The 13,769-nt window shown below is 45.6% G+C and carries 15 protein-coding genes; 12 read left to right on the top strand and 3 right to left on the bottom strand.

Annotation, left to right across the window (positions count from 1 at the left end):
- Positions 1-74 precede the first annotated feature (74 nt).
- The 3 genes from KO533_RS20010 to KO533_RS20000 form a co-directional block, all read right to left on the bottom strand.
- Entirely contained in the window at positions 75-1,115 is a 1,041-nt protein-coding gene (locus tag KO533_RS20010) for an MJ1255/VC2487 family glycosyltransferase (protein WP_219255832.1), read from the bottom strand.
- Positions 1,116-1,185: 70 nt separating this feature from the next.
- Positions 1,186-1,698 (bottom strand): phosphatase PAP2 family protein, encoded by a 513-nt coding sequence (locus KO533_RS20005; RefSeq protein ID WP_105251216.1) that lies wholly within the window; start codon positions 1,696-1,698, stop codon positions 1,186-1,188.
- Positions 1,699-2,112: 414 nt separating this feature from the next.
- Positions 2,113-2,361 carry a YgjV family protein gene (locus KO533_RS20000; RefSeq protein ID WP_113940145.1) on the bottom strand — a complete coding sequence of 83 codons (249 nt, stop codon included), beginning with the start codon at positions 2,359-2,361 and terminating at the stop codon, positions 2,113-2,115.
- Between the two features lie 324 nt (positions 2,362-2,685).
- Between KO533_RS20000 and rraA the strand changes: the two genes are divergently transcribed.
- From rraA to hemB, 12 genes are all read left to right on the top strand, one after another.
- Positions 2,686-3,171, top strand: coding sequence for a ribonuclease E activity regulator RraA (rraA, locus tag KO533_RS19995; protein WP_105251214.1), 486 nt, complete (start codon positions 2,686-2,688; stop codon positions 3,169-3,171).
- Positions 3,172-3,300: 129 nt separating this feature from the next.
- Complete coding sequence (locus KO533_RS19990) at positions 3,301-4,365, top strand: formimidoylglutamase (protein WP_219255830.1); 1,065 nt, start codon at positions 3,301-3,303, stop codon at positions 4,363-4,365.
- Positions 4,366-4,610: 245 nt separating this feature from the next.
- Positions 4,611-5,366 carry a bifunctional demethylmenaquinone methyltransferase/2-methoxy-6-polyprenyl-1,4-benzoquinol methylase UbiE gene (gene ubiE, locus KO533_RS19985; protein ID WP_006083326.1) on the top strand — a complete coding sequence of 252 codons (756 nt, stop codon included), beginning with the start codon at positions 4,611-4,613 and terminating at the stop codon, positions 5,364-5,366.
- Positions 5,366-5,986 (top strand): SCP2 sterol-binding domain-containing protein, encoded by a 621-nt coding sequence (locus KO533_RS19980; protein ID WP_219255828.1) that lies wholly within the window; start codon positions 5,366-5,368, stop codon positions 5,984-5,986. The genes ubiE and KO533_RS19980 overlap by 1 nt, the downstream gene beginning before the upstream one ends.
- Positions 5,983-7,632 (top strand): ubiquinone biosynthesis regulatory protein kinase UbiB, encoded by a 1,650-nt coding sequence (ubiB, locus tag KO533_RS19975; protein WP_105251211.1) that lies wholly within the window; start codon positions 5,983-5,985, stop codon positions 7,630-7,632. Before KO533_RS19980 ends, ubiB begins: the two co-directional genes overlap by 4 nt.
- Before the next feature lie 59 nt (positions 7,633-7,691).
- The gene (gene tatA, locus KO533_RS19970) at positions 7,692-7,931 is read left to right on the top strand and encodes a Sec-independent protein translocase subunit TatA (protein ID WP_006083329.1); all 240 of its coding nucleotides are present in this window, start codon (positions 7,692-7,694) and stop codon (positions 7,929-7,931) included.
- Between the two features lie 6 nt (positions 7,932-7,937).
- Positions 7,938-8,426, top strand: a complete 489-nt coding sequence (gene tatB, locus KO533_RS19965; RefSeq protein ID WP_173496413.1) for a Sec-independent protein translocase protein TatB — start codon at positions 7,938-7,940, stop codon at positions 8,424-8,426.
- A 3-nt stretch (positions 8,427-8,429) separates the two neighbouring features.
- Positions 8,430-9,182: a twin-arginine translocase subunit TatC gene (gene tatC, locus KO533_RS19960; RefSeq protein WP_113940134.1), complete on the top strand. Its 753-nt coding sequence runs from the start codon at positions 8,430-8,432 to the stop codon at positions 9,180-9,182.
- Between the two features lie 45 nt (positions 9,183-9,227).
- Positions 9,228-9,758, top strand: a complete 531-nt coding sequence (locus KO533_RS19955; protein ID WP_173496412.1) for a hypothetical protein — start codon at positions 9,228-9,230, stop codon at positions 9,756-9,758.
- A complete protein-coding gene (locus tag KO533_RS19950) occupies positions 9,758-10,561 on the top strand; it encodes a TatD family hydrolase (RefSeq protein ID WP_173496411.1) in 804 nt (267 codons plus the stop codon). The genes KO533_RS19955 and KO533_RS19950 overlap by 1 nt, the downstream gene beginning before the upstream one ends.
- The gene (locus KO533_RS19945) at positions 10,554-12,440 is read left to right on the top strand and encodes a diguanylate cyclase (protein WP_219255827.1); all 1,887 of its coding nucleotides are present in this window, start codon (positions 10,554-10,556) and stop codon (positions 12,438-12,440) included. The genes KO533_RS19950 and KO533_RS19945 overlap by 8 nt, the downstream gene beginning before the upstream one ends.
- A gap of 9 nt (positions 12,441-12,449) precedes the next feature.
- Positions 12,450-13,460, top strand: coding sequence for a porphobilinogen synthase (hemB, locus tag KO533_RS19940; RefSeq protein WP_198573018.1), 1,011 nt, complete (start codon positions 12,450-12,452; stop codon positions 13,458-13,460).
- The last annotated feature ends 309 nt before the right edge of the window (positions 13,461-13,769 follow it).

Here is a 13,769-nt window from a genome sequence, read left to right as displayed (position 1 = left end):
TTGACGAAATTATACGCTAACGCAATTAAGCCAGCTAGTGCCTAAGTTGCTTTTCATCTGAACAGCAACGCTGTTTAACGCCAAGTATCGGGAAGCGTGACTTGGCTCCATAACTCTTGGCACAGCGGCTGACTATTGTGCCAGTCGCCACCGTTAATCCATTTAACCAGCGTATCCCCCACCTTTGGATATGCGATTGGATTAGGCGATGCCGTTTTAAGCCAGCGCTTAACTATGTTCACATCGAGACTCATCATGCTATCTGCAGCCGCTAAAAGTTGTAACGCCGCCACATTCGATAACTGCTCAAACTGGCCAATCAGTGGTTTGACTAAGAGTTTTTTACCTAAGGTTAATGCTTCGCTGGCAAGCTCAAAGCCCGCATTGCCTATCACACCGCCGCAGCTGGCAAGATGTTGCTTAAACCCCTCACGATTAAAACCGTGCCATTTAATATGTTCAGCAACTTGGCCTTTAGGTTGTTGGCTGTGATATACCAAAAACTGATAATCAGTAAAGTGAGACAGAAAGTGAGCAATCATATCCGCATCTTCAAAAGGCAAATAAACTAAAATCTGATGCGTGTGTTCGAATGGGCTGGCATCCACTTCGACAAAAGGCGGCAAAATAGGGAAGCCAAAATGATGCCAATGACACCCCAGCGCCACATCCACTGGAGCAAAATAATTGAGCAGCATCTCATTAAACCAAGTGCTACCGAGTTTTGGCACCGGATGAGTTAACGCCGCCTGATGGCTAATACCAATGGATGGCACGCCTTGGCGCCGCGCAGCCCAAGCCGACACAGGTTCAAAGTCGTTGAGTACTAAATCGTAGCAACTAAGATCTAATGCTTTAATATCTTTAAATAACGACAAGGACAAATTTTGCCGGACAGTTTGTGGCACATTCACGCGCCCGGAGTGCGTCGCAAACGTCATTCCCGCTTGAACGCGATAATCGCCAAAGCACTCCATATCGAAAAACTGATCAGGCTTACGCCCCGAAAATAGAAAGTCCACTTCAATATCTTGTTTCATCAATGCTTTAGCCATGACGCGTGCACGACTTAAGTGGCCATTCCCTGTGCCTTGAACTCCGTAGAGTATTCGCATTACGTATCCTTAAACTGATGAGTGAAGGAGAATTCCCACTAATGAAATGATTAACAGGCGCATATTTGAATTAAATCACTGGATGAACCAGCAATACCGACCCAATTCCCAATGAGGCTCCCGCCAGAATATCTAAGGGATAATGCACGCCAAGTGCAATACGTGAGCCCCCTATGCTAAAAGCCCATAAATACGCCACAGGAGCCGCCGCAGGATAAATTTGTGCCACGCTCGTTGCCATCACAAAGGCCGCAGCTGTATGACCAGACGGTAAGCTGAAACGATCCGATGGTTCAAAACCACTCTCAAATCCCACTAATGCATGGCATGGCCGTGTCCGACGAATACTATTTTTCAATAGTAAATACAGAGGTAACTCAACCAAAAAACTCGCTAACATCAAATTAAATAGAGCCTGTCCTTGAGCGTGCGTTAGCATCAAACCCACGGACAAATATAAATACACATGCCCATCGCCACTCGCTGACACCCGCTTTGCATGGGCATATAAACCATGGTGCTGGGTGAAGCTCACGATATGGCAAAACATTCGCTTATCTAAGTCTGCAACGTAACTCAACATAAAACAGGCTCCTTGCTGGCATACCAGCGAGTTTTACTGTGATGTTAATCTGTGCATTCTCTCGACGACGCTTAGAGTGCTTAGTCTGAAACCAACCGACTCACCAAGGCTCTATTCACGATTGAATTCGTTATTGACTGCTCACGGCTAATTTACTGTTTGCTAATAGTTAAACCTAAATCACATTAGCTAAAGCACTATTAGATAGCTTGAGACTAAGAAAGACCTGTGACGGCTAAGTGACATCTGCTCGAAGGTTTTATGACAAGAAGCATGGCTGAGGTTTTGATCTAGAAGGATTCTAGAGACGTTATGCTGGGGCTAAGGGATTTATTTAGGAATAGCGATAGGACTGAGACAGGATATTGTGTTGCTCTAAACGTTAATCTCAAGAGCAACACAATCCAATAAAACTTAGGCTGCAGCGGGAGTATTTGCCTTAGCACGGTAAATTTTTGTCAAATGGTAAATATTAATACAAGCAACAAACGCATTCATGCCGGCCACAGGCCAAGCAGAAATAAACACCCCATAAACCACAAACAGAGTGCATCCTACAAAATTCAACCATCGCAACCAAATGATATTCTTCATCATTAGAGAGATCGCCACCATTATAGAGGCAAAATAACCAATAATTTCAATCGTATTTACAGCTTCCATAGGCACCTCTCGAAGGCCCTCTACCGTCCATAAGCGTAACGGGGGGTCCATGCCCCTAAAGCAAATTAAGTTAAGTAAGTTAATTTAAACTTGGGATATAATACCAAAACGCGCAACAGAGTTGTAATAAAAAACCGTTATTTAATGACCAATATCAAGTTTTACCAAATAAATTCTATAGTGTGACGAAAATTTACTACAGATGTGTTAACAGCCAAGTGGCAACAATACCGTGATTGATAACACTTTTCTTTTCAATAATCCCTTTTATACTGGCGTAAACTCGCTAAACTGTACGCAACGCGGATCAATAGGAGTGTAAATATGGAATACAACACCTCAGAACTATGTGACATGTACTTAGATGTCGTAGATGTAGTCGAGCCCATGTTCAGTAACTACGGTGGTTGTAGCTCTTTTGGCGGTTCTATTAGCACCATCAAGTGCTTTGAAGACAACGGCCTAATTACCGAAGTCCTACAAGAGGATGGTCAAGGTAAAGTCTTACTCATTGATGGCGGTGGCTCATTACGCCGTGCGCTGATCGATGGCGCTATCGCAGAACTTGCGGTCAGCAACAACTGGGAAGGCATTATCGTTTACGGTTCTGTACGCGATGTGGATGCATTGGAAGAATTAGACATTGGTATTCAAGCCCTTGCCTCTATTCCAGTGGGTGCTGATGGCAATTCAGTAGGCGAAGTGGAAATTCCAGTCAATTTTGGCGGTGTGACTTTCTTACCCGGTGATCACATTTATGCTGATAACACAGGTGTGATTTTATCACCTGAACCACTCGACATTGAGTAATCTCACTCTTCAGTCAAGAAAGCCAGCTAAGCTGGCTTTTTTATTCACTATTTTCAGCGTTTCCCCATTGAATCCTCGCCCTACTCTGGCCACAATAGCTCGACTCTGGCCGAATAAGAATATCAATCTATGCCTGAATTTATTCCTTTTACCCATACCGATATCGCCTCACTCGTCAGCACAAGAACTGGCGAAACTAAGCTAGGCCAATGCGTCCATCTGGCCAATCACGAACACATGTTAGAGACCATACTCGCCACTGCAAAAGCCCACGGTGCAAGCTTTGCCATTATCGGCGTTGGCGAAGATATAGGCCCACGTGCCAATTTAGGCCGCGGCGGTGCAACCGATGCGTTCACAACCAGTATGCGCCAATGGCTCAATTTACAATCGAATCGTTTTCTTTCTGGCGCCGAATGCCTAGTGTTAGGCCAAGTGAATACAGCCGATCTGCAACAACAAACCGCGAGCAATACAACAGCTAATAGTGACGTCACCTTAGATGAATTACGCGATGCAGTGGAACAACTCGATGAGCGCGTGATCCGTATCGTCAGTGCGATTTTAAAAGCGGGTTTAGAACCCATACTCATCGGCGGCGGCCACAACAATGCCTATGGTTTGTTGATGGCAACCTACGGCCACTACCAACGCCAAGTCGCCGCGGTGAATCTCGATCCTCACTCGGATTTTCGTTTGCTTGAAGGCCGTCACAGCGGCAATGGTTTTAGTTACGCAGCCGATCGCGGCGCCTTAGGTTGCTACCATGTACTGGGTTTACACGAGTTAAAAAACAGCGAAGCAAACCTAAGCCAACTCAGCGAATTTGGGGGAACTTGGCATAGCTTGCAACAAATTTGGGTTCGCCGTGAAATCAGCCTTAACCAAGCTTTACTTGAAATCGCCGCCAAACTAAATGACACAGGTTTACCCGTAGGATTAGAACTTGACGTAGATGCTATCGCTAAAATGCCCAGTAGCGCTTCAACCGCTGCAGGTGTGCCATTACTCGATGCGGCGCATTATGTCAGTTATATCGCTCGCCACTGCCCATGTGCTTATTTGCATTTAGCCGAGGCTGCACCAAGTTGCCACGAAGCTGGGATTGAAGCCGGTTTTAGGGATGTTGGCCAAAGCCTAAGCGAGCTTATCTACGCTTATGTGCAGGCTCGCATGCAATTTTTGGCACAATGAATATCACCAGTTGCACCCAACTGGGCGCTAAGCTATTCACCAAATCCTGATATTGTGGTCTAATGCCAGTCCATTTTACGTGGTCGCTAAGCACTTAATCCTACGACTGTTCAGGAGTGCATCAAGCTAAGGCATTGCAGTTAGTTTACTAGCTCGATCACAGAGTGATAGATCAAAGATTCAGCAAATGCAGGCGATGGCTTACACTCGCAACTAATACATTGCAAAACAATAGGAACACATTGATGTCTGAGGGCGAATCTAAAAGTACCCACTTTGGTTACAAAACCGTAGAGGCCGATAAAAAGGCTGAACTCGTTGCCGGCGTGTTTCATTCTGTTGCCGCTAAGTACGACATAATGAACGATGTGATGTCCTTCGGCATTCACCGTTTTTGGAAACGTTACACCATTGAAGTCTCTGGCGCCCGCCCTGGCATGAAAGTGCTCGATTTGGCCGGCGGTACAGGTGACTTAACCGCAAAATTCTCTCACTTAGTGGGTGATAAAGGTGAAGTAGTTTTAGCTGACATTAACGATTCCATGTTAAAAGTCGGGCGCACTAAGTTGCGCGACAAGGGCATAGTCAACAATGTCAGTTATGTGCAAGCCAACGCCGAAGCACTGCCGTTTCCCGATAACCACTTCGACATCATTACCATCGCCTTTGGTCTGCGTAACGTGACCGATAAAGATGCGGCGCTGCGTTCAATGAATCGCGTGCTTAAGCCCGGTGGCAAGTTATTAGTGCTAGAGTTCTCTAAGCCTCAGCATGAAATTATGCGTAAAGTGTATGATTTATATAGCTTCAAAGTCTTACCTAAGATGGGTGAACTCATCACTAAAGATGCCGACAGCTACGAGTATCTGGCTGAATCGATCCGCATGCACCCAGATCAAGACACATTAAAACAAATGATGGTTGATGCAGGCTTTGAACAAGTCGACTACACCAACATGACCGACGGCATTGTCGCATTGCACCGTGGTTATAAATTCTAATGATGCCGCAAGAAGTTGTGCTGCTTGCCTGCGCCGCAATTGAAACGGGTCTGAAAAAACTTCAGGCCCAAGCGGGCGACGATTATTCGCGCCAGCGCCAGTTGCATGGCAAAGTGTTTCGTATCCAATTATCACAGCTCAGCTGGCCATTCTATTTAGTGTTTGCCAAAGAGATCCAAGTACTGAGCCGCTATGAAGGCGATGTCGATGTCAGTCTACATGCCGATGCGACGACGCTTTACCGCGTGTCCGAAGGCGCCAACCTAACTGAACTAATCAAGCAAGATAAACTCAAGCTTGAGGGCGATCTCAATTTATTACAAAGCTTTAGCCAATATCTACGCGGTATCGAGTTTGACTTTGCCGAGCCAGTTTCCCGTTATTTAGGTGATGGCCCCACTCACAAACTCATCTGTTCTAGCCATCAGGTAAAAGACTTTGCACTCGAAGTGTTGCGTAAAACCCGCTCCCACTTAGGGCAACTCGCAGTTGAAGAGTATCGCCTCGCACCGCACCCAATTGAGTTAATGCACTTTCGCGATCAAATGGATGATTTAGTTGCCGACACTCGCGCGATTGAACAACGGATTGCCCAATTAAGAGACCAAATTAAGCCATGACCTTTGCCAGTATCCGCCGCGGTTACCACGTCATCAAGACCTTACTTCAGTACGGGCTAGATGACGTATTGCCGCCAAAGATGACACCTTGGTACTTTAAACTCGCCCGTAACAGCCTATTCTGGATCCGCAATAAGCATAAAAATAAGCCCGGTGGCGAACGCTTAAAATTGGCGATGCAGGAACTCGGCCCCGTTTATATCAAGCTTGGACAAATGCTCTCAACCCGCCGCGATTTACTCAGCGATGAATGGGCCAGTGAATTGGCCATGCTACAGGACAAAGTGCCGCCCTTTGATGGTGCACTTGCCCGCCAAGCGATTGAAGCTGAGCTAAAAGCGCCGATTGAATCCCTATTTGATGACTTTAATGAAATACCACTGGCCTCAGCCTCTATTTCTCAGGTGCATACCGCGACCCTCAAATCTAACGGTAAAGACGTCGTACTTAAGGTGCTGCGCCCTAATGTAGAAGCTAAAATCCAGGCCGATCTGCAGTTGATGTCGCAAACTGCCAAACTGATTGAATACCTCCTCGGTGAAGGTAACCGACTGCGCCCTGCTGAAGTGATCGAAGATTACCGCGTGACCATTTTAGGCGAGTTAAACCTTAAGCTCGAAGCCTTAAACGCAGTCAAACTACGCAACAACTTCCTCAACTCAGATGCGCTCTATGTGCCTTATGTGTATGAAGAGTTTTGCTATCCACGCCTGATGGTGATGGAACGTATTTACGGTATTTCTGTCTCGGATATTGCCGCACTTAAAGCGCAAGGTACCAACTTTAAGTTATTGGCCGAGCGCGGTGTTGAACTATTTTTTACCCAAGTATTCCGCGATAACTTTTTCCATGCCGACATGCATCCGGGCAATATCTTTATTTCCCGCGATCATCCTGAGAACCCATACTACATTGGGCTCGACTGCGGCATCATGGGCACACTCAGCGAAGTCGATAAGCGCTATCTCGCCGAGAATTTCCTCGCCTTCTTTAATCGCGATTATCACAGAATCGCCCAGCTCTATATTGAGTCTGGCTGGGTATCGGAAAAAACCGATCTACAAGCTTTCGAACAGGCCATCAAAGTGGTGTGTGAACCTATGTTCAACAAGCCGCTCGACGAGATCTCCTTTGGTCATGTGTTACTGGAATTATTCCGCACTGCGCGCCACTTCGATATCGTGGTGCAACCGCAATTGGTATTGTTGGAAAAAACCTTACTCTACATCGAAGGCTTAGGCCGTCAGCTGTATCCGCAGTTGGATTTATGGCAAACCGCCAAACCCTTTTTAGAGCAGTGGATGGCCGACCAAGTCGGTCCTAAAGCTATGTTTAAAAAGGTATCCACAAAACTGCCATATTGGGCTGATAAACTACCTGAATTCCCTGAACTAATTTACGATAATCTTAAGTTAGGCAGGAAATTGCTGAGTTCTCAGCAACAAATGCTAGATAAGTATTTGAAATATCAGCAGCAGGCACACAAGAGTAACTACTTGCTTATCACTTCTGCCGTTTTATTGATCTGTGGCACGTTATTGATTAATAGAGACGCTACACTATGGACCCCTTATGTTTGTCTAATTTCAGGCATGATATTGTGGTTTGTAGGATGGCGATCTAGGCCAAAGAATCGCAAATTTTAGCTAGCACTAATTAATCAGAGGTTCATAATAGAACCGATATCAATTAAGAGGATACCTTCATGGGTGGTATTAGTATTTGGCAACTGCTTATCGTTGCGTTAATCGTTGTCTTGTTGTTTGGAACTAAGAAATTACGCTCTTTGGGTGGTGATTTAGGTGGTGCGGTTAAAGGCTTCAAAAACGCCATGTCTTCAGAAGAAGACAAGAAGGCATTAGAAGACACCGAAGCGGCTAAAACAGCGCAAACAACTCAACAGGCGACTGAAAAGAAACCTGAGTCTAACAAAGAACAGGCGTAACTCTTTATGTTTGACGGTATCGGCTTTATGGAGCTGCTGCTGATCGGTGTTTTGGGGCTAGTGGTTCTTGGCCCCGAACGTCTACCGGTTGCGGTGCGTTCGGTAACGAGTTGGATCCGTGCGATGAAACGCATGGCGAACTCGGTAAAAGAAGAACTTGAGCAGGAGCTGAAGATCGAGCAGTTGCATGCCGATCTTAAAAAAGCAGAGAGCAAAGGTTTATCTAACCTCTCACCTGAACTCAAAGAGTCTATTGAGCAACTAAAGCAAGCGGCACAGTCAGTGAACCGCCCTTATCAGGTTCAGGATCCATCAAAAGACACCCCTGCGCCTGAGAATCAAATTCACACACCTGCTCAAGTGAATCCAGTTCAAGCTAGCCAAACTAATCCAACAGCCACTGCAGAGGCGAGTCCAACATCGGCCTCTCCCGCTGCTTCAAGTGAGGCATCTCAGGGCGTGGATACCAGTTCTAACCCGAAAGCCAACGGATAATTCATGTCGCAACAGCAGCCACTTATCAGCCATTTGCTTGAACTTAGGTCCAAGCTGCTAAAATCCATTGCCAGTGTGTTATTAGTGTTCATTTGTAGTGTGTACTGGGCAAATGATATCTACCACTACATGGCAATACCTTTAATGCAGTCTTTACCTCTTGGTGGCAGCATGATTGCGACGGATGTCGCTGCACCATTTTTTGCACCTTTCAAACTAACCCTCGTTTTATCATTTTTTGTGGCAGTGCCCTACGTGTTATTTCAAATTTGGTCCTTCGTGGCACCGGGTTTATATAAACATGAAAAACGCTTAGTGATGCCACTGCTATTCAGCAGTACCTTATTGTTTTATCTCGGCATTGCATTTGCTTATTATCTTGTATTCCCTGTTGTTTTTGGTTTTTTTGCTAACAATGCGCCAGAGGGAGTTCAAGTTGCGACAGATATTACCAGTTACCTTAACTTTATTCTGAAGCTGTTCTTTGCCTTTGGTCTATCCTTTGAAATCCCCATTGCCGTTGTTTTACTCTGCTGGTCAGGTGTCACTACACCTGAAGATCTCAAGCAAAAACGTCCTTATATCATAGTGGGCGCCTTTGTCGTCGGCATGCTATTAACCCCACCAGATGTGATTTCCCAGACTATGCTTGCTGTACCAATGCTGTTATTGTTCGAAGGCGGTTTATTAGCGGCTCGTTTCTACAGCAAACCAGATGACGAGTCAGACGAAGATACTGAACAAACAAACGACTAACGTCCTCGAAGGCGTTAGGGGAATAATATAATAAGGAACATTCTCATGCGCTTAACCCTTATCACGGCAGCGATCATGCTTGTATCTGTCCAAGCAAATGCCAGCATTGAACAACAGTTAACCCAATGTGCAGCAACCGCCGATAAACTCGACCGCTTGATTTGCTATGACAAGCTAGCAGAAAGCCTAAAAGGCATGACACCTAACACCATTAGCACTCAAGCGATACCGGCTACAGTAGCAACAGTTGCAGTCCCTACGACTGCAGCAGCGATAGTGGCAACCGCCCCCCAAGCACCAGCGGCAAAAATTGCCGATGACTTTGGGATGGAAGCCAAGCGTGTTCAAGAAAATACTGTCGATAAGATTTATTTAGAGATTCAATCTATAGCTGAAGATGCCTACGGAGACATTAAAGTGACTTTCACTAACGGTCAGGTATGGAAACAAACTGATGGCCGTAAGTACAATGTTAAGCAAGGTGAAACTGTCTATATTGAAAAAGCCGCTTTAGGTTCTTTTTTAATGGGAACCGATGATCGCAATGCCAAGGTTCGGGTAAAACGTCTAAAATAATGCCCTCATACATAGATATCGCTGTCAATTTACTTGGCAGCGCACTCGAACAAGATACTGTATCGATAATACAAGCGGCGGCGGACCAAGGGGTTTCGCCGTTAATTGTTATTGGCAGCGATTTAACTGAAAGTGCGGCAGCCATTGCTGTATGCGAGCAATATCCTAACCAACTTTACTGCACTGCTGGTGTGCATCCCCACCATGCCAGTGGTTGGCATGATGGCTCAAACGCTCGACAAGCTGAACTCTGTCACGCACCGCAAGTGGTTGCCGTTGGCGAATGTGGTTTAGACTACAATCGTGATTTCTCCCCGAGACCTATCCAGCGCCAAGCTTTTATTGCCCAACTGGCCTTAGCCGTTGAACTGCAAATGCCGGTGCTAATGCACGAACGCGATGCCCACGAAGACTTTATTGCTATCCTGCGGGAATATCGCCCACAGCTTAGTGGCGCGCTTTTGCATTGTTTCACTGGCACTCACACACAGATGGAAGCCTATATTGACCTAGATTTACACTTAGGCATAACAGGTTGGGTCTGCGATGAAAGACGCGGCCAAGAACTAGCGCAACTCGTTCCCTTTATTCCGCAGAATCGCATTTTAATCGAGACAGATAGCCCTTACCTACTCCCCCGTAGTATGCGGCCCAAGCCTAAATCGAGCAAAAACAAGCCCGAATACCTTCCTTATATCGCAAATTATATTGCAAACCTACGCGGAGAAGATGCGGATGAGTTTGCAAAACGTTGCTACCAAAATAGCTTAGCGTTTTTTAATTTGGATCGAATCCATGCTTAACAAAAACATGCCACTCATACTCTTGCTGTGGCTATGGATATACCCAACACAGGCCTTGGCAACCCTATTGAGCATTGACGAGTCAACCACGACACCTTTAAACCTTACGCCTTGGTTAATGGTCAGCCACCCTACACCAGCAAAAGAACTGGCCGAAATACAAGCTTTGCCAAAAACTGATTGGCATAACTTTACCAATAAAGACATTCAAAAACTCAGCGGCCATGATTTTTGGCTCAGTTTCAGCTTAACCAGCCCTGACGAAACACTTTCGCGCATTTTAGCGCTAGATAACCCTTTGTTAGACAAGGTAACTATCTACCATTTAGTCAATAATAAACTCATGAATACTGTGCTGATGGGTGATATATTCCCCTATGAGGATCGACCATTCTTGAGCAATATTTTCCTATATCCTTTCAAGATCAACACAGATGACTCCCATACTTTCTATCTGCATATTCAAACGGAAGGTAGTGCTGCAGTACCATTAAACCTATGGTCTTCTAATGACTTAGCTCAAATTGCCGAATCTACCGCCGTTGAGCATGGATTCCAACTTGGTGTACTTGCCGCAATTGGCATTTTTAGCCTTTTTATCGCCATAGCATCGGGCTCATTCAGCTACAGCTATTACTCTGGCTATGTCCTTAGCATGACCTTACTCGTTGCCACGATTAACGGTTTTGCCTTCCGATTCCTCTGGCCAGACTGGCCGCTATTGCAGCAAGTTATGGTGCCGTTTTTACTGCCAATCGTTATGGCATTTGCGTTAATGTTTACTGAAAAAATATTACAGCTCAAATATTTAAACCGCCGTATGTTACTCACTTGTCGCTATAGTGCTGTGTATATCCTCTGTGTTGGACTCGCCACACCATTTATCCAATATGGAACGGCGCTCTATATTGAGATCATTTCCGTTGCAGTACTCAGCCTAGTCCTGATGGTCTTTGCCATTACTCAGGCTATCAATGGCCATAAACTGGCACGTATGTACACTATTGGCTGGGTGAGTATGCTGACAGGCGCCTGCATCAGTAGCTTGCTTTATCTCAGCGTGATCGACTTAAATTTAAAACCGCAAACGCCTGTGATGCTTGGGCTGACTTTTGAAATTATCTTCATGTCTCTGGTGCTCGCCATCCGCTATAACGATGAGCGCAAAGCTAAACTACGTATCCAGCAAGAAGCCTTGAAACAAGCACAGAAAATTCGTAGTGCGCGGGAAGAAGCCCTAAAAGCGGAAGCCGAGAGCAATGAGAAACTCGAACAAATGGTGCAAGAGCGGACTTTAGAACTGGAAATCACCCTCAGAGAATTGCATGAGGTGAATCAAAAGCTCACAGAACAAAGCACTATCGACAGTTTAACTGGGGTCAAAAACCGCAGTGCCTTTGATAAACGTTTGATCGCTGAAAGCCGGATCAGTCGCAGACAAGAAACACCCATAGCACTGTTAATGCTTGATATTGATCGCTTCAAGCTGATCAACGACAGATTCGGTCATCTTGCAGGCGATCAAGCATTACGTACAATAGCTCAAACATTACAGCACCATTTAAAACGGCCAACGGATCTAGTGTCACGTTTTGGGGGGGAGGAATTTGCTATCATCCTTCCTAATACAACTGCAGAAGGTGCTCTCCAAGTTGCTGAAACAATAAGAGACGCTGTTGCCTCTATTCATTTTGAATGGGAAGGTGAAGCGATACCTTTGACTATCAGTATCGGAGTCAGTGCCGATATCGTGACCCACGATCAACACAGTACTAAATTACTAGAACAAGCAGATAAAGCCCTCTACCAAGCAAAAAACGGTGGACGTAATCAAGTCAGCTTGTATTTGTCGGATCAAGCAAGACCAGTACCTAATTAGGAGTCAAATGTGAATATCATTACCAGTGCCTTCCCTCAGCGTAGAATGCGCCGCATGCGTAAACATGATTTTAGCCGTCGCCTCATGGCCGAAAATCATCTAACGGTCAATGACTTGATTTACCCAATGTTTATTCTAGAAGGCACTAATCGCAGTGAAAAAATAGCCTCTATGCCCGGTGTTGAGCGCTACTCGATAGACTTGCTACTGAAAGAAGCTGAAGAACTGGTTGAGTTAGGTATCCCATTGATCGCACTTTTCCCTGTGACACCTGCAGAGAAAAAAACATTAATGGCAGAAGAAGCCTATAACGCAGATGCCCTAGTGCAACGTGCAGTGCGCGAGCTAAAAAAAGCCTTTCCACAGCTAGGCATCATGACTGACGTGGCACTAGATCCTTTCACCACTCACGGTCAAGACGGCATCATAGACGAAACGGGCTATATCCTTAACGATATCACCACCGAGATTTTAGTGAAGCAAGCACTGTCACACGCCGATGCTGGAGCTGACATCATTGCACCATCGGACATGATGGATGGCCGCATTGGCGCGATTCGCCAAGCATTAGAAGCGGCAGGGCACGTCAACACCCAAATCATGGCTTACTCGGCAAAATACTCTTCAAACTACTACGGCCCATTCCGTGATGCCGTAGGCTCAGCGGGTAACCTCAAAGGTGGCAATAAGCATAGCTATCAAATGGATCCAGCGAACAGTGACGAAGCTTTGCATGAAGTCGCACTCGATATCCAAGAAGGAGCCGATATGGTGATGGTTAAGCCAGGTATGCCGTATTTAGATATAGTGCATCGCGTTAAAACTGAACTTGCAGTGCCAACATTCGCCTATCAAGTCAGTGGTGAATACGCCATGCATATGGCTGCAATCCAGAATGGATGGTTAGCCGAAAAGGCCATCGTCATGGAGTCCCTACTCTGCTTTAAACGCGCAGGCGCAGACGGTATTTTAACTTACTTCGCTAAACGTGCTGCCCAGTGGCTTAAAAAAGAAGCTTAAGCAACCTAATGCGAAACTAATGCAAAAGCACCACCTCAAAGCAGCCTTCTGGCTGCTTTTTTTATCGATGAATAGTGAAAAAATCTGGAAGTAAAGCTTGTGTATTGAGGGGAAAAAAAGACTCGTCAACAAAGCTAATAGCAATACTTACAGTCGGCAGCATTGCTATTAGTGCAAATAATGTTACAGATTATAAAAGCAAAAAAGCCAGCTTATTCAGCTGGCTTGGTTACATCTCAATGAGATAATTAGGCGCTTGGCGATGACCTACTCTCACATGGGGAGACCCCACACTACCATCGGCGCGTT

The sequence above is a fragment of the Shewanella sp. NKUCC05_KAH genome, from assembly GCF_019345585.1.
GTDB lineage: Bacteria > Pseudomonadota > Gammaproteobacteria > Enterobacterales > Shewanellaceae > Shewanella > Shewanella oncorhynchi.
The sequence above is the reverse complement of the archived record's forward strand: the minus strand, read 5'-3'. Positions and strand labels throughout refer to the sequence as shown.